Source organism: Methylobacterium sp. D53M, from assembly GCF_053345625.1.
On the sequence record NZ_JBKFAL010000002.1, the window covers coordinates 281,398 to 297,376 of the forward strand.

Sequence of the window (15,979 nt, forward strand, 5' to 3'; positions counted from 1 at the left end):
ACAGGCCGGGTCCCGGGGGGTATCACCCCGACCCGACGAGCTTCCATTCTCTCCCCACACCCCATTCCCGAAAAGCCAGATGCGCGCCGAGATCGAGCAAGCCTCGGATGCCGCCAAGCAGTCTATAGGGCTGCTGAGGAGGCATCTTTGACTGGGATACAGTCGATAAACGCCTCGCGGAGCTGAACGCGGCTTCCGAGGACCCCAACCTCTGGAACGACGCCGAGGCCGCCCAGAAGGTCATGCGCGAGCGCCAGCAGCTCGACGAGGCCGTCACAGCGATCAAGAAGCTCGAGCGCGACCTCGAGGACGGCGCCACGCTGATCGAGCTCGGCGAGATGGAGGGTGACGAATCCTCGATCCGCGAGGGCGAGGCGGCGATCCTGGCCGTCGAGAAGGAGGCCGCGAGCCGGCAGGTCGAGACGCTTCTGTCGGGCGAGGCCGACGGCTTCGACACCTATCTCGAGGTCCATGCCGGGGCCGGCGGCACCGAGAGCCAGGACTGGGCCAACATGCTCCAGCGCATGTATGCCCGCTGGGCCGAGCGCCGGAAGTACAAGGTCGAGGTCGTCGAGATGACCGACGGCGAGGAGGCCGGGATCAAGGGCGCCACGCTCCTGATCAAGGGCCACAACGCCTACGGCTGGCTCAAGACCGAGTCCGGCGTGCACCGTCTGGTCCGGATCTCGCCCTACGATTCCAGCGCCCGGCGGCACACCAGCTTCGCCAGCGTCTGGGTCTACCCGGTGATCGACGACCGGATCGAGATCGAGATCAAGGAATCCGACTGCCGGATCGACACCTACCGGTCGTCCGGCGCCGGCGGCCAGCACGTCAACACCACCGACTCGGCGGTGCGCATCACCCACAACCCCACCGGGATCGTGGTCGCGTGCCAGCAGGAGCGCTCCCAGCACAAGAACCGGGCGACCGCCTGGAACATGCTGCGCGCCCGCCTGTACGAGCTGGAGCTGAAGAAGCGCGAGGAGAAGGCCAACGCCGAGGCCGCCGCCAAGACGGATATCGGCTGGGGCCACCAGATCCGGTCCTACGTGCTGCAGCCGTACCAGCTGGTGAAGGACCTGCGCACCGGCACCCAGTCCACCGATCCGGACGAGGTGCTCGACGGCGACCTCGACCCGTTCATGGAGGCCTCGCTCGCGCAGCGGGTCTACGGCGGCGGTGAGGCGGTCGAGGATATCGACTGAGGCGGCGTGAGCTGCCTCCCCGTCATCGCGAGCGCAGCGAAGTGACCCAGGGCGGCGCGCGATCGATCAGCGTGGCGCGACCCTGGATCGCTTCGCTCCGCTCGCAATGACGGCGGTGCTGACAGAGAGCGCCGTTGAGGCCGCCAAAGGATGAGCGCCGGCGGCGCCCATCCTCCCACGCATCTCAATACCCCAGCGCCGCCCCGTCCTTGCGCGGGTCGGATCCGGCCGCCAGCGTGCCGGCCTTGCGGTCGATCCAGATGACCTGCCCCCCGCCGAGCGGCAGCGGCGCGCGGATCGCCGGGTGGCCGCGCTCGACCAGCCCCGCCATCACGGCGTCGGAGATCCCGCCCTCGACCTCCAGGCTGCCGCCGTAGGCGAAGCTGCGCGGGGCATCGAGGGCCTCCTGCACGTCGAGGCCCCGGTCGAGGAGGCCCGACAGCAGCTCGACATGGCCCATGGCCTGGTAATGGCCGCCCATGACGCCGAACGGCGCGACCGCCTGCCCGTCCTTCATCAGCATGCCGGGGATGATCGTGTGCATCGGCCGCTTGCCCGGGCCGACGCTGTTCGGGTGGCCGCCCTCCGTGCGGAACGACAGGCCGCGGTTGTGCAGCAGCACGCCGCTCTCGGGCGCCAGAATGCCGGAGCCGAAGCCCTGGAAGATCGAGTTGATCAACGACAGCGCGTTGCCGTCCCGGTCGACCACGCAGAGGTAGACCGTGTCCTTGTGGGCGCGGCCCTCGGCCATCTCGCGGGCGATCTCGGGATAGATCTCCGGCTCGCGGGCCCGGTCCATGTCGATCGCGCCGTGGGCGGCGGCCTTCCAGGCGTCGGAGAGCAGGTGCTCGACCGGCACGTTGGCGAGGGCCGCGTCGCCGAACAGCACGTCGCGGTGATGGTAGCCCTGCTTGCACACCTCGGCGAAGAGGTGGAGCCGGTCGAGCTCCGAGAGCGCGCCGACGTCGTAGTGCGACAGCACGTTCAGCATCATCAGCGCCGCCAGACCCTGGCCGGCGGGCGGGCACTCGTAGACGTCGTAGCCGCGGTAGCGGGTCGAGACCGGCGCGACCACGTCGGGCCGCGCGGCGGCGAAGTCGTCCAGCGTGTGCAGGCCGCCGAGGGCGTTCAGCCGGCGCACCATGTCCTCGGCGACGGGGCCCTCGTAGAAGGCGCGCGCCCCCGCCTCGGCGATCGCTCGGAGCGTCGCCGCGAGCTTCGGCAGGCGGACGACGCTGCCGATCGCCGGCACCTCTCCGCCGGGCAGGTAGGTCGCGGCGGCGTGGGGATCGGCGGCGACGCGCTCGGCGCCGCGCAGCCAGTCCCAGCCGACCCGCTGCTGGACGACGAACCCGTCCTCCGCGTAGCGGATCGCCGGCTGGAGCAGCTCGCCCAGCGACCGGGTGCCGTGCTCGCGCACCAGCAGGTCCCAGGCCGCCACCGCGCCCGGCACCGTCACGGCGTGGGGGGAGGTGGGCGTGATCGCGACACCGTGCTCGGCGTACCAGTCGGGCGTCGCGGCGGCGGGCGCGCGGCCCGAGCCATCGAGGGCGATGGGCTTGGTGGCGCCCGCGGGGGCGTAGAGCGCGAAGCAGTCGCCGCCGATCCCGGTCATAAGCGGGTCGACCACGCACTGCACGGCCACCGCCGCGATACCGGCATCGACGGCGTTGCCGCCCGCGCGCAGCACCTCGATGGCGGCGAGCGTCGAGAGGGGGTGCGAGGTCGCGACCGCGGCGTTGGCGGCGTAGACCGGGGAGCGGCCGGGGGCGGAGAAGTCTCTCACGGGATGTCCTGCTCTGCTGGGTGACTTAAAGAATCACCGCTTGATGCATACCGCCACCTCGGGATGAGGCGGTGACGGAGATGACGGCGCGGCCTCGTCCATGACGGATGGCTTCGTCGCCTCGTCTCTGCGAGCGCAGCGAAGCAATCCAGTCGCCGCAACGCTGGGCAACCTCGCGCTGCCCTGGGTCACTTCGCTGCGCTCGTGATGACGGCGGAGGCCGGGCTGACCGGTTGTTCCGATCGAGGATCGCCTGGACGATCACGCGTGCTGCCCTCTCGGCAGCGCCACCCAGTGCCCAGGCGCCACCTCGGTGAGCGGCCCGTCGGGCGGCTGATCGTGGCCGGCGAGGTCCCGCGCGGCGAGGCGGGCGCGCTCCTGGGCCGGGTGCGGCACCGGCACCGCGGCGAGCAGGCGGCGCGTGTAGGGGTGGCGCGGATCCTCGTAGAGCGCGTCGGCCTCGGCGAGCTCGACGATCTGCCCGCGCCAGAGCACCGCGACTCGGTGGCAGAGGTAGCGCACCATCCGCAGGTCGTGCGAGATGAACAGGTAGGACAGGCCCATCTCGTCCTGCAGGTCCTGCAGCAGGTTCACCACCTGCGCCTGGATCGAGACGTCGAGCGCCGCGATCGGCTCGTCGGCGACGATGAAGCTGGGCTTCAGAGCGATCGCCCGGGCGATGCAGATGCGCTGCCGCTGGCCGCCCGAGAACTGATGCGGGTAGCGGCCCATGAAGCGTGGATCGAGCCCGACTCGCTGGAACAGGGCCGCCACCGCCTCCCGCCGCTCCGGGCCGCGCATGTCCCGCCGATGCAGCTTGAACGCCTCCGCGACGTACTCGCCGGCGCTCATCCGCGGGTTGAGGGCCGCGTAGGGATCCTGGAACACGGTCTGGATCCGCGCGCGCATCTTGCGCATGGCGCCCGCCGAGAGCTTGGCGAGGTCGGTGCCCTCGAAGGCGATCGTGCCCGAGGTCGGCGGGTTGAGCATGGTCACGGCCCGGCCGATGGTGGATTTGCCGGAGCCGGACTCGCCCACGAGGCCCAGGGTCTCGCCGGGGCGGATGTCGAAGCTCACGCCCTCGACGGCGCGGAACACCGCGCCCTTGCCGCCCCACCAGGAGCGGAGGGGATAATGCTTGGACAGGTCGCGCACCGAGACGACCGGCTGCTGCGACGCGTTCATCGCGCGGCCTCCTCACCCAGGAGCTTCGGCAAATCGTACCAGGCGGCGACGAGGTGGCCCGGAGTGGCGCCGGGCGCCTGCGCCAGGGGCGGCATCTCGGCCCGGCAGCGCGGCGTCGCGTAGGCGTTGCGCGGCGCGAACGGGTCGCCCGGCGGGAGATGGCGCATGTCCGGCGGCGCGCCCTCGATCTGGTGGAGGCGCCGCCGCCCGGCGCGGCCGCCGGAGAGATCCGGCAGGGACCGCAGCAGGCCGAGCGTGTAGGCGTTGCGGGGATCGGCGAAGATGTCGTCGACCGGGCCGCGCTCCAGGATCCGGCCGGCATACATCACCTGCACGGTGTCGCTGATGCCCGCCACCACACCGAGATCGTGGGTGATCCAGATGATCGCCATGCCGAGCTCGCGCTTCAGCTCCTGCACCAGGGTGACGATCTCGGCCTGGACGGTGACGTCGAGCGCCGTGGTCGCCTCGTCGGCGATCAGAAGCTTCGGCCGGCAGCTCAGGCCGATCGCGATCATCACGCGCTGGCGCTGGCCGCCGGAGAACTCGTGCGGGTACTGGTCGAGGCGCGCGGCCGCGTTCGGGATGCGCACGAGGTCGAGCAGCTCCCGGGCCCGGGCGCGGGCCGCGCGGGCGTCGAGGCCGAGATGGATGCGCAGCGGCTCGACGATCTGCGCCGCCACGGTCATGCCGGGGTTGAGCGAGCTCATCGGGTCCTGGAACACGAAGCCGATCGCGCCGCCGCGGATCTTGCGCAGGTCCCGCTCCTTCAGTGCGAGGAGGTCGCGTCCCTCGAACAGCACCTGCCCGCCGGTGATGCGGCCGGGCGGGCGCGGGATCAGGCCCAGCATGGCCAGCACGTGCACGCTCTTGCCGGAGCCGGACTCGCCGACGATCCCCAGCGTCTCGCCCTCGTGCAGGGTGTAGGACACGCCGTTGACCGCGTGGACCGCGCCGCCGTCGGTGTCGAAGGCGACCGCGAGGTCGCGGACGTCGAGGAGGGGCTTCGTCATCGCGGCCGTCATGTGCGCTGCCTCGGATCGAGGGCGTCCCGCAGGCCGTCGCCGAACAGGTTGAAGGCGAGTACCGCGAGGAAGATCGACAGGCCGGGCCAGATCGCCATCCAGGGCGCCTCGTCCATGAAGTTCTTGGCGGTGTTGAGCATCGCCCCCCAGGACGGCTCGGGCGGCTGCTGACCGAGGCCGAGGAACGACAGGCTCGCCTCCGCGATGATCGCGGCCGCGATGGTCAGCGTCGCCTGCACGAGGATCGCCGGGACGATGTTGGGCAGGATGTGGACCCGGGCGATCCGCCAGGGCGGGTTGCCCATGGCGCGCGCGGCCTCGACGAACTCCTCCGCCGCCACGGCGCGCACCTGCGCCCGGGTCAGCCGGATGAAGGTCGAGGTCGCCGAGAGGCCGATCGCGATCATCGCGTTGACGAGGCTCGGGCCCAGGAAGGCGGCGAGCGCGATCGCTAGGATCAGGAACGGGATCGCCAGCAGCGCGTCGGTGAGCCGGGAGATCGCGCCGTCGATCCAGCCACCCGCGTAGCCAGCGAGCAACCCGAGCGGCAGGCCGAGGGACACCGCCAGCGCCACCGAGACGAGGCCGGCGCCGAGCGAGGCCCGGGTGCCGAAGATGATCCGCGAGAGCACGTCGCGCCCGACCTCGTCGCCGCCGAACGGGTGCGCGAGGCTCGGGGGCCCGCGGACGTTGCCCCAGTCGGTGGCTGTCGGGTCGTAGTGAGCGATCCAGGGCGCGAACACCGCCATCAGCACCAGCAGGCCGACGATGACGAGGCCCACGACCGCGCTCCGGCGCGCGCGCAGGCGTCGCCAGAAGGCCGCGAGGGTGCCGGGCTCTCGGAGGATGGCGTGGGCGGGGGCGCCGGACGGGGCGGCCTCCAGGCCGACCGCCTCGGCGCGGGCGATCTCGCTGCCGGTGCTCATGCCCGCCTCAGCTTCGGGTTCACGGCCGCCGCGAGCAGGTCGGCGGCGAGGTTCAGGGCGATGTAGGTGGCGGCGGTGCAGATCACGACGCCCTGCACGGTGGCGAAGTCCCGGTTGAACACCGCATCGACCATCAGCTTGCCGAAGCCCGGCACGGAGAAGACCTGCTCGGTGAGCACCGCCCCCGACAGGAGCTGGCCGAATTCCAGCGCCCCCAGGGTGATGATCGGGATCGCGGCGTTGGGCAGCGCGTGCCGCAGGGTGACCCGCAGCGGCGAGACGCCCTTGGCGCGCGCGGTACGGACGTAGTCGGAGCCGAGCACGCCGAGCATCGCCGCGCGGGTGTGGCGCATCATCACCGCCGCGATGGCGTTGCCGAGCACGAAAGCCGGCATCGCCATGGCGGCGAGGTTCTCCGACAGGCTCTCGAAGGGCGAGACGTAGCCCGAGGCCGGCAGCCAGCCGAGCTCCACCGAGAACAGCAGGATCAGCAGGATCCCGAGCCAGAAATTCGGCACCGACAGGCCCCAGAGGGCCACGCCGTTCGCGATCGTGTCGGCGGCCTGCCCGCGCTTGACCGCCGAGAGCACGCCCATCGGCACGCCGATGGCCAGCGCCACCAGCATGGCGAGGCAGGCGAGTTCGAGCGTCACCGGCAGCTTCTCGACGATCAGCTCGGAGACCGGTTTCTGCAGCCGGATCGACTCGCCGAGATCCCCCCGCAGCACGCCGCCGGCCCAGTACGCGTAGCGCACCGGCAGGGGCTTATCGAGGTGGTATTTTTCCCGGATGAACGCGATCACCTGCGGGTCGCGCTCCTCGCCGGTGAGCGCCGTGGCGACGTCGCCCGGCAGCAGTTGCTGCAGGGCGAAGATGATCATCGAGGCGAGGATCAGGGTCGGGACCGCCAGGGCAAGGCGCCGTGCCAGAAAGCGCAGCATCAGTTCAGCTTCAGCCCGGTGAAGCGCACGAGGCCGTCCGGGTAGGGCACGAAGCCCGTCATCTTCTGGCTGTAGGCCCAGAGCAGCTTGCGGTGCAGGATGTAGATGCCCGGCCGGTCCTTCAGGACCTGATCGGCCAGGGCCTTCCAGGCGGCCTTGCGCTTGGCCGGATCCACCGTCCCGCGCTCCGCCTGAAGGGCCGCGTCGGCTTCCGGGCTGCAGTACTTGGGATAGTTCAGCGCCGCCTTGCAGGCCAGGAAGCTGAACGTGTTGCCGTCCGGGTCCGAGCGGCCGCTCCAGGAATAGAGCTGCGCCTCGTAATTGCCCTTGTCGGCGGCATCGAGCGCGGTCGTGAAGTCCACGGCCTGGATCTTCACGTCGAAGCCGGCCTCCTTGGTCATCGCCTGGATCACCTGACCGACCTGCGGCGACTCGCTGTTGGCGTAGACGGTCAGCGTGATCTGCGGGTTCGGCTTCCCGGCCTCGGCCAGCAGCGCCTTGGCCTTGGCGACGTCCCGCTTCGGGATCGGGTACTCCGCGACGTAGTTCGGGTTCTTCGGGTTGACCCACTGGTTCCCGGCCAGGAATTCGCCGTTATAGACCACCTGATTGATGGCGTTGCGGTCGATGGCCGCCTCGAACGCGGCGCGCACCTTCGGGTCGGAGACCGGCGAACCGGCCTTGTGGGGGTTGAACAGGATCTCCTGGAAGCCGAGCTCGTAGGTGGAGTCCAGCTTCAGCTTGGCGTCACGCTTCACCTGCGCCACGTCGGTGGGGGCGAGGCGCTCCAAGAGGTCGAGCTGACCCGCGCGGAGGTTGGTGAGCCGCACGGTGGCGTCGGGGATCGGCCGGAACTCGATCCGCTGGATGTGGATCGCGTCCTTGTTCCAGTAGTCGGGGAAGCGCTCGACCACGATCCGGTCCTGCGGCACCCGCTCGACGAACTTGTACGGACCGGCGCAGACCGGCGCGGAGGCGAACTTGTCGCCGAGCCGCTCGGCGGCCTTGGGCGAGACCATCATGCCGGCCCGGTCGGTGAACTGCGCCAGCAGCGGCGCGAACGGCTGCTTCAGGTTGATGCGGAAGGTCAGGTCGTCGACCACGTCCACGGAGTCGATCGGCGCGATCTCCGAGCGGCGCTGCGAGCCCGGCATCTTCATGTGCCGCTCGATCGAGAACTTGGCGGCGGCGGCGTCGAGCTTCTCGCCGTCGTGGAACAGCACGCCCGGACGCAGGTGCATGGTCAGCGCCTTCTCGTCGGGCGACAGTTCCCAGGAGGTGGCGAGCTGCGGCACCGGTTTCAGGTCCGGGCCGATATCCACGAGCTTGTCGCAGAGCGCGGCGAACACCATCCGGCTCGCGAAGGTCCGGGCGAGCGTCGGGTCGAGGGCGTCCGGATCCTCCATCATGCCGTAGCGCAGGGTCTGCGCGGCGGCGGGCCCGGTGAGGGCGAGCCCGGCGAGGAGACAGGCGGCGTAACGCAACATGAGACCGATCCGGGTGGAGGCGGGAGAAGCGGAGCGGACCGGCCGGTCCGTTCCGGAGGCGGCCGGCAGTGTTGCGCGGCCGTTTGGCATGCACAATCCCAGGCAGCATCCATGCCATACAATCAGGATGCATCTTTTATTCAATCCGCGCCGCGAGCCTCTGAGGCCGCCGTTTCGAGCCGGCCGGCGGCGTTCGATGACGGCGCGACCGCGCCAAGGTCGAGATCGGCCTTCGACCAGTTCCGTGAGCGCCGGATCTGCGGTGCGACTTAGATCGGGATAAGTCCAATTTTACGCATTGCTTGAACAGGCCAGAAAAAACTTCGGCCCCAGAAGGTCGCCGATGTATTCTTTATGATGATGCGGGTGTGATGGTCCGGCGGCACATCGTCATGTTGCCCGCGTTGTGCTGGAACCAGCGGCGTCGCGATTTCTACGCCGTGACCGCCGACGTCTCGACCGAGGGCATCCGGTTCCGCTCCTCGTCGCTCTTGGCGCCGGGTGAGCATCTCACCTGCAGCATCCGCCATATCGGCACGCTCGAGGCCCGCATCGCCCGCGTGGCCGGTCAGGAGTTCGTTGTCTGTGTCCGCGGTGGGCGCGCGACTCTCAATGACGTTGCCCGTCAGTTCGTGACGCTGGCAAAGGCCCAGGACCTGCAACCCGAACCGATCCGCGCGCACCGTCGGATCGTGCCGAAGCAGAAGATCGTCCAGATCACCACCGCTTCGGGCGAGGCCCTCCAGGGACACGTCCTCAACGTTTCGGCCTCCGGCGTCGCCCTGCTCGTCGACCACGCGCTGGAGATCGGGGCGATGATCCGGGTCGGGCGAAAGACCGCCACCGTGATGCGCCGCTTCACCCACGGTGTCGGAGCCGCCTTCTCGGAGCCGTTCGCGCCGTCCGCGGTCCACGAAGCGATGTCGCTCTGAGGGCCGCCCGCGGATCCGGGCGCCGCCGCGGAGCGGCGATCATCGGCCACCCGCCCCTCGCAGAGGCGGCGGAAGGGCGCTACAACTTCGCGGGTCCAGCGAAGGATCACCGATGAACCGACTGCTCTCCGCCCGTTCCGCCACATGCCTCGCGCTCCTGCCGGCCGCACTCGCCCTGCTGCCCCAGGCGGCCTTCGCCCATCCGGGGCACGGCACCGCGACGGGCGCGGAGGCGGGGTTCCTCCATCCGCTCCTGGGCGCCGATCATGTTCTCGCGATGGTCGCGGTCGGCCTCCTCGCCAGCCTGCGAGGCGGACGGGCGCTCTGGGGCTGCCCCTGTCGTTCCTGGCGTTGATGAGCGTGGCGGCGGGGCTGGGTATGGCCGGCGCGGTGCTGCCGCATGTCGAGCTCGGGATCGCGCTGTCCATCGTCGTGTTCGGCCTCGCCGCCATCGTCGGCCTGCGCGCGCCGGTGGCCCTGCTGGCTGCCCTGGTCGGCGTCTTCGCGGTGTTCCACGGCTACGCCCACGGTGCCGAGATGCCCGAGACCGCCTCCGGCCTGTCCTTCGGCCTCGGGTTCCTCGCGGCCACCGCGCTCCTGCACGCCGCGGGGATCGGGCTCGGCGCCGCGGCGTCGCGGATCGGAGCGACGCGGGCCGCCCCGGCCCTCGGTGCCGGCCTCGCCGCGGCCGGTCTCGCGCTGCTGGCGCTCCCCGCCTGAGCGCCGTACCCGACCCGCTCCGGAGCCCCGCCCGGGCCGCGGGCGCGGCGCCCCGGTTGAGCATCCGCATCGATCTCGGACCGGGGCACCGCCTCGGCCCCGGCAAGGTGCGGCTCCTGGAGATGATCGCCGAGCACGGTTCCATCGCGGGCGCCGGCCGCGCGCTGGGCATGTCGTACCGCCGGGCCTGGCTGCTGGTCGAGGCGATGAACACCGGCTTCGGTCGCCCCGTGGTCGAGGCGCAGACCGGTGGCCGGGCCGGCGGGGGCGCGCGCCTCTCGGCCTTCGGCGCCGACGTGGTGCGGCGCTACCGGGCCGTGGAGGCGGCCGCGGAGGCGGCGGCCGCGCCGTTCCTGATCTGTCTGGGACAGGCCGGGGACGCGTAACCGGGCCGGGCACGGGCGCGAACCCGGATGCGATGTCACAGGCCCTCGTGGGCTGACATCCCATCATCCCGCCCCACGTCCAGCCGGTCGCGACAATCCCGGCACCAGGAAGAGAACCCCCATGGCAAAACTCACGACGCTCGCCCTGATGGGGCTGCTGGCCGTCACCACCGGTGCGCAGGCGGCGCCGAAGGTCGAGCGCCTGCGCGGGACCGTCGAGGCGGTCGCGGGCGGCGGCTTCACGCTGAAGACACGGGACGGCGCGTCGGAGACCGTGGCGCTCGCCCCCGACGCCAAGGTTTCCTGGGTGGTCCCGTCGAGTCTCGACGCGATCAGGGACGGGGTCTTCATCGGCACGGCCACGAAGGGCGAGCCGCCGGTGGCCCTGGAGGTGGTGCTGTTCCCCGAGGCGATGCGCGGCACCGGCGAGGGACACTACGACTGGGACATGATCCCCGACCACACGGCGGGCGGGGCGCCGGTGCGGAGCGCCATGACCAACGGAACCGTGAAGGCGGACGTGCGCTCGACCGCTCCCGACGCGCCCCGCGTGAAGAGCGCGATGACCAACGGGACGGTCAAGGCGAGCCGCGGCGGGGCGGAGCGGACCCTCACGGTCGATTACGGTCAGGGCCAGTCGCTGCAGATCCTGGTGCCGCCACAGGCGCCGGTCGTCAGCTTCGAGCCCGCCAGCGCCGCGGCCGTAGCGCCCGGCGCCAAGGTCTTCGTGATCGCCGCGCGCGGGGACGACGGCCGCATCACGGCGCGGCGCGTCGCCGTCGGAAAGGACGGGCTGACGCCGCCCATGTAAGGCGCCCGTCCGGCGCCGGCGAATCGGCTGAGACGGTGTGAGCCGCCCGGTCCCGGGTCGGGGCCGGGCGAAAGGCTGCCCGTCGGCGCGGCAGCTCAGCCGCTCAGGACAGCATTCGTGCACATTCGGCGGACCGTTGCCGACTAAAGCGCCCCGAGAATGTTGCCAGGCCGCAACATCGCGCTGGAACTGCCAAGGCAGCCGCGAATCCTCGTTGCTCGCGGAAACCCGTTCGCACATGGTGATCGTGCACGGGGGCATCGCCAAGCGAGAGCCCGCAGGAGCCTGCCACCTAAGACGCAGGCCAAACCTACAGAACGTGCGGCTAGACCCGGATAACCGGGCAGGTCCGCATCATTGGGTCTCGAAGCTTTGGAGATGTCTATGAAGCTCTTGAAGAGCTCATTGCTCGGGTCTGCTGCTGCGTTCGCGGCGGTAGGCGCAGCCCACGCCGCCGACCTCCCGGTCAAGAAGGCGGTCCCGATCGAGTATGTCCGCGTCTGCGGCGCGTACGGCGCCGGCTTCTTCTACATCCCCGGCACCGACACCTGCCTGCGTCTCTCCGGCCGCGCCCGGTTCGAGGGCGGCTACATGACCAGCTACTCGCGGCAGGGCACCAACGGCGACACGTCGGGCTACCAGGGCCGGATGCGCATCAACCTCGATGCCCGCACCCAGACCGCCTACGGCACCCTGCGCGCCTTCGTCCGCCTCGATGCCGGATCCCGCACCGGCTACTCCGGCGTCGGCACCTCCGGCACCCAGCAGCGCATCGCCCAGGCCTTCCCGGGCCTCGGCATCGACCAGTTCGGCCGCGCCCAGCAGTTCGTGAACGTCGACAAGGCGTTCATCCAGTTCGCCGGCATGACCGCCGGTCGCGCCTCGTCGTTCTTCGACTTCTACGCCCACGACTTCGAGTTCGCCGGCGCCACGCTCGGCTCCGACATCGCCTCGACCAACCTGCTCGCCTACACGGCCACGCTCGGCAACGGCCTGTCCGCCACGATCTCGGTCGAAGACCCGGTCTTCCGCCGCAGCCCGATCTTCTCGCAGACCAACAACCCGACCGGCGCCACCGTTAACGCGACGATCCAGAACTTCGCCCAGACGGCCGCTCCGGCCGAGGTGTTCATCGGCTACACCGGCGGCGTGCCGACCCGGTACAGCTTCGTCGACGCGATCCAGCGCTCGCGCCTGCCCGACTTCGTCGGCGCCCTGCGCCTCGACCAGGCCTGGGGTTCGGCGCAGGTCTCGGCCGCCGTCCACGAGCTGAACGTCGGCAACGTGCAGAGCGGCGCCGGCACCGGCACCGGCTCGAACATCAGCATCCCCCACACCAGCAACTCGTACGGCTGGGCGGTCCAGGGCGGCCTGAAGATCAACACGCCGTTCATCGCGCCGGGCGACGCCCTCTACCTGCAGGGCGCCTACGGCTCCGGCGCCCAGATGTACACCGGCTACTGCGCCTTCAGCGGCTGCTACTCGCAGAACCCGGCCACCATCCAGGGCCAGAAGTTCGCGCAGTACATGAACGACGCGACGATCAACCCGTTCACGGGCCAGATGGAGCAGTCGACGAGCTTCACCGCCACGGCGTCTTACCTCCACTACTGGACGCCGGAGTGGCGCTCGGCCTTCTTCGGGTCGTACGGTGAGATGAGCTACGGCAGCGGTGCCCGTCTGGCGCAGGGCGCGGCCTTCGCGCTGGCGAACAACACCGGTGGCAACTCGTTCGGCGTGAACGCTGTCGGCGTGCCGGGCAGCCGGTTCTACCAGCTCAGCGAGGCGCTGCGCGACACCTACCAGTTCGTGGCGGGCGGCAGCATCATCTGGTCGCCGGTCAAGGACCTCGATATCGGTGTCGAGGGCTTCTACACCCAGATCGGCGTCAAGAACGGCCGCGTGATCGACCGCGACAAGAGCCCGACGGCCTACGCGAACGTCGCCGGCATCAACAACGGCACCTTCGTGCCGCGGACCACGACGGCGGACAGCGTGTCCACCTTCCGCTTCCGCGTCCAGCGCGACTTCTAAGCCACTCCACCGGCGCCGGGGCCTCGGCCTCCGCGCCGGTCCCCGTGCTTTAGGAACCTCAAGGCTCGGCTTCGGCCGGGCCTTTTTCGTTCTGCCGGGTCGCTCTGGATCCGTAGCGCCTCCGGCCGCCAGCGCGCGGTCGGCCACGCGACCCGGTGCGTTCCGCGCCGCGATCCCGCCCGCTCCGGCCGGTCCGTTGACCGACCCATGATAGGGTCCGGCGATGCGCCGCCCCGCGCGCAGGGCGCCGCCGGTGCGCGCCATCGTTCGTTCGGACCCGCTTTCCGGGCGCGCGCCGCGTCCATCGAGCCGGGCAAACGCCGCCGTGCCGTGCGACACGTGCCATCCCGCAATGAGCCGAGCCTCCGGCCGACGCGTCGGACGGGCAGGACCCGCGCGTCGAATCGCTCGCCGGCGACCGCGTGCCGTTCGCGGGGCACCGAGGCGGTTCTGACTGCATCCGCTACGCCTGTCCGGTCAGAGACGGCCCGCACGACAGCTCCGAGTTGACTTCCAGGCCATCGCCTCTTGATTGGTGCTGGTCGTTCGAACGAGCCGGTTTTAGCAATATTTCATCCGTTCGGCTAACCTGATAATATATAGATATACTGAGTAATTATCTCCGATATTGCATTATTGGATAACATTTTGTTGCGGACGCGCAACGTTTATCTGCAGGATTGAAGATAAATCCGAATCTTTGTTGCGCGCGGTGGGCCCGATGCACATCGTCTCCGGGCAAATGGGCCTCAAGACCGCCGTGGCGAGCGAGAACATGCCAATGATCTGCGAATAAATCGTGGATTATATTTGGTGTGTCCGGTCTTGCTCATCCGTTTGCGAGAGTTGAGCTTCAAATTCCGGAGACATCGATGACATTACTGAGATCATCGCTGCTGGCGACTGCCGCCGCGTTCGCGACAATGGGCGCTGCGCACGCCGCCGACCTGCCGGTCAAGAAGGCTGTCCCGGTCGAGTACGTCCGCGTCTGCGGCGCGTACGGCGCCGGCTTCTTCTATATCCCCGGCACCGACACCTGCCTGCGCATCTCGGGCCGCGCCCGGTACGAGGGCGGGTACATGACGGCGTCGACGCGGCAGGCCGGCACCAACGCCGGCGACAGCGCGGGCTATCAGGCGCGTCTGCGCATCAACCTCGATGCCCGCACGCAGACCGCTTACGGCACCCTGCGCGCCTTCGTCCGCCTCGATGCGGGATCCCGCACCGGCTACGCGCGCTCGGGGACGCAGGCGCGCATCGGGCAGGCCTACGACGCCACCGGCGTCGATCAGGCCGGGCATGCGCAGCAGTTCATGAACGTCGACAAGGCGTTCATCCAGTTCGCCGGCCTGACCGCCGGTCGCGCCTCGTCGTTCTTCGACTTCTACGCCCACGACTTCGAGATCTACGGCGCGACCGCGGGCTCGGACGTCTCCTCCACCAACCTCCTCGCCTACACGGTGACGGCCGGCGCCGGGCTGTCGGCCACGCTGTCGGTCGAGGACCCGGTCTTCCGGCGCAGCCCGATCTACGCGCCGGCCGGCACCGCGTCGCCGGTCAGCCCGGTCTTCGTCGGCTACTTCAGAGGTGCACCGATCGGTGTCAGCGGCGTCGACAGCATCCAGCGCGAGCGACTGCCCGATGTCGTCGGCGTCCTGCGCGTCGATCAGGGCTGGGGCTCGGCGCAGCTCTCCGCCGCGGTTCACGAGCTGAACGTCGGCAACATCGCTGCGACGCCCGCGGCGGGCGCCAATGTCAGCGTCGCGCACACCAGGAGCGTCGAGGGCTGGGCGGTGCAGGGCGGCCTGAAGATCAACGCCCCCTTCGTCGCGCCGGGGGACGCCCTCTATCTCCAGAGCGCCTACGCCGACGGCGCGCAGATGTATACGGGATACTGCGCCTTCACCGGCTGCTACACGCAGCTCAACAACGGCTTCCAGGGCCAGAAGATCTACCAGAGCTTCTCGGACGCGACGGTCAACCCCTTCACCGGCCAGTTGCAGACATCGCAATCCTTCTCGGCGGTCGCGTCGTTCCTGCATTACTGGACGCCGGAATGGCGCTCGGCGGTCTTCGGCGCCTACGGAGAGCAGGACTTCTCCCGCAACGCGCGCCTCGCCCAGGGCGCGCTCTACAACGTCCTGAGCTTCAACGGCGCCGCCAATCTCGGCTCCAACGCGGTCGGCGCGCCCGGAACCCGCTTCTACCAGTTGAGCCAAGCGCTGCGCGACACCTATCAGTTCGTCGCGGGCGGCAGCATCATCTGGTCACCCGTGCGCGACCTCGATATCGGCGTCGAGGCCTTCTACACCCAGATCGGCGTGAAGCACGGCCGCGCGATCGACTCCGACAAGAGTCCCACCGCCTACGCCAACGTCGCCGGCATCAACAGCGGCACGTTCGTCCCGCGCACCGTGACGCAGGACTCGGTCTCGCAGGTCCGCTTCCGCGTCCAGCGCGACTTCTGATCGACGATCCCGGCGGCGGGACCTCGGTCCCGTCGCCTGTCCCCGTCCGATGCCGTCATGGCCCGGTCGG

General features: G+C 70.0%; 12 protein-coding genes and 1 pseudogene. 7 read left to right on the forward strand and 6 right to left on the reverse strand.

Annotation, left to right across the window (positions count from 1 at the left end; genetic code table 11):
* Positions 1-79 precede the first annotated feature (79 nt).
* Positions 80-1,208, forward strand: a protein-coding gene (gene prfB / locus ACLBYG_RS05615) for a peptide chain release factor 2 (RefSeq protein WP_107353640.1) whose coding sequence is annotated in 2 segments (ribosomal slippage) — positions 80-148 and positions 150-1,208 — 1,128 coding nt in all. Because the reading frame shifts where the segments join, the coding sequence is not laid out codon by codon here.
* Positions 1,209-1,392: 184 nt separating this feature from the next.
* Here the strand turns inward: prfB and ggt are convergent.
* From ggt to ACLBYG_RS05645, 6 genes are all read right to left on the reverse strand, one after another.
* Entirely contained in the window at positions 1,393-2,994 is a 1,602-nt protein-coding gene (gene ggt, locus ACLBYG_RS05620; protein ID WP_447680838.1) for a gamma-glutamyltransferase, read from the reverse strand.
* 261 nt (positions 2,995-3,255) lie between these two features.
* Positions 3,256-4,179 (reverse strand): ABC transporter ATP-binding protein, encoded by a 924-nt coding sequence (locus ACLBYG_RS05625; RefSeq protein ID WP_447680839.1) that lies wholly within the window; start codon positions 4,177-4,179, stop codon positions 3,256-3,258.
* On the reverse strand, positions 4,176-5,204 hold the full coding sequence (locus ACLBYG_RS05630) for an ABC transporter ATP-binding protein (RefSeq protein ID WP_447680840.1): 1,029 nt from the start codon (positions 5,202-5,204) through the stop codon (positions 4,176-4,178). The genes ACLBYG_RS05625 and ACLBYG_RS05630 overlap by 4 nt, the downstream gene beginning before the upstream one ends.
* The gene (locus ACLBYG_RS05635) at positions 5,201-6,130 is read right to left on the reverse strand and encodes an ABC transporter permease (RefSeq protein ID WP_447680841.1); all 930 of its coding nucleotides are present in this window, start codon (positions 6,128-6,130) and stop codon (positions 5,201-5,203) included. Before ACLBYG_RS05635 ends, ACLBYG_RS05630 begins: the two co-directional genes overlap by 4 nt.
* Positions 6,127-7,071 carry an ABC transporter permease gene (locus ACLBYG_RS05640; protein ID WP_447680842.1) on the reverse strand — a complete coding sequence of 315 codons (945 nt, stop codon included), beginning with the start codon at positions 7,069-7,071 and terminating at the stop codon, positions 6,127-6,129. Before ACLBYG_RS05640 ends, ACLBYG_RS05635 begins: the two co-directional genes overlap by 4 nt.
* Positions 7,071-8,558, reverse strand: coding sequence for an ABC transporter substrate-binding protein (locus ACLBYG_RS05645; protein WP_447680843.1), 1,488 nt, complete (start codon positions 8,556-8,558; stop codon positions 7,071-7,073). The genes ACLBYG_RS05640 and ACLBYG_RS05645 overlap by 1 nt, the downstream gene beginning before the upstream one ends.
* A gap of 302 nt (positions 8,559-8,860) precedes the next feature.
* Here ACLBYG_RS05645 and ACLBYG_RS05650 point away from each other — a divergent pair, with 302 nt between their 5' ends.
* The 6 genes and pseudogenes from ACLBYG_RS05650 (at position 8,861) to ACLBYG_RS05675 (ending at position 15,909) form a co-directional block, all read left to right on the forward strand.
* Positions 8,861-9,490, forward strand: a complete 630-nt coding sequence (locus ACLBYG_RS05650) for a pilus assembly protein PilZ (protein ID WP_447680844.1) — start codon at positions 8,861-8,863, stop codon at positions 9,488-9,490.
* Between the two features lie 112 nt (positions 9,491-9,602).
* Positions 9,603-10,210 (forward strand): annotated as a pseudogene (locus ACLBYG_RS05655) (HupE/UreJ family protein).
* A gap of 62 nt (positions 10,211-10,272) precedes the next feature.
* Complete coding sequence (locus ACLBYG_RS05660; protein WP_210186914.1) at positions 10,273-10,596, forward strand: winged helix-turn-helix domain-containing protein; 324 nt, start codon at positions 10,273-10,275, stop codon at positions 10,594-10,596.
* A 121-nt stretch (positions 10,597-10,717) separates the two neighbouring features.
* Complete coding sequence (locus tag ACLBYG_RS05665; RefSeq protein ID WP_056531477.1) at positions 10,718-11,407, forward strand: hypothetical protein; 690 nt, start codon at positions 10,718-10,720, stop codon at positions 11,405-11,407.
* Between the two features lie 384 nt (positions 11,408-11,791).
* Positions 11,792-13,441 carry a porin gene (locus tag ACLBYG_RS05670; protein WP_447680845.1) on the forward strand — a complete coding sequence of 550 codons (1,650 nt, stop codon included), beginning with the start codon at positions 11,792-11,794 and terminating at the stop codon, positions 13,439-13,441.
* A gap of 872 nt (positions 13,442-14,313) precedes the next feature.
* Complete coding sequence (locus tag ACLBYG_RS05675; RefSeq protein WP_447680846.1) at positions 14,314-15,909, forward strand: porin; 1,596 nt, start codon at positions 14,314-14,316, stop codon at positions 15,907-15,909.
* Positions 15,910-15,979: the final 70 nt, after the last annotated feature.

What these genes read in the sequence shown, in the direction of transcription:
- ACLBYG_RS05625 (WP_447680839.1), bottom strand. Translation starts at nt 4,179, where the DNA reads ATGAACGCGTCGCAGCAGCCGGTCGTCTCGGTGCGCGACCTGTCCAAG.
- ACLBYG_RS05645 (WP_447680843.1), bottom strand. Translation starts at nt 8,558, where the DNA reads ATGTTGCGTTACGCCGCCTGTCTCCTCGCCGGGCTCGCCCTCACCGGG.
- ACLBYG_RS05675 (WP_447680846.1), top strand. Translation starts at nt 14,314, where the DNA reads ATGACATTACTGAGATCATCGCTGCTGGCGACTGCCGCCGCGTTCGCG.
- ACLBYG_RS05670 (WP_447680845.1), top strand. Translation starts at nt 11,792, where the DNA reads ATGAAGCTCTTGAAGAGCTCATTGCTCGGGTCTGCTGCTGCGTTCGCG.
- ACLBYG_RS05635 (WP_447680841.1), bottom strand. Translation starts at nt 6,130, where the DNA reads ATGAGCACCGGCAGCGAGATCGCCCGCGCCGAGGCGGTCGGCCTGGAG.
- ACLBYG_RS05640 (WP_447680842.1), bottom strand. Translation starts at nt 7,071, where the DNA reads ATGCTGCGCTTTCTGGCACGGCGCCTTGCCCTGGCGGTCCCGACCCTG.
- ACLBYG_RS05630 (WP_447680840.1), bottom strand. Translation starts at nt 5,204, where the DNA reads ATGACGGCCGCGATGACGAAGCCCCTCCTCGACGTCCGCGACCTCGCG.
- ACLBYG_RS05665 (WP_056531477.1), top strand. Translation starts at nt 10,718, where the DNA reads ATGGCAAAACTCACGACGCTCGCCCTGATGGGGCTGCTGGCCGTCACC.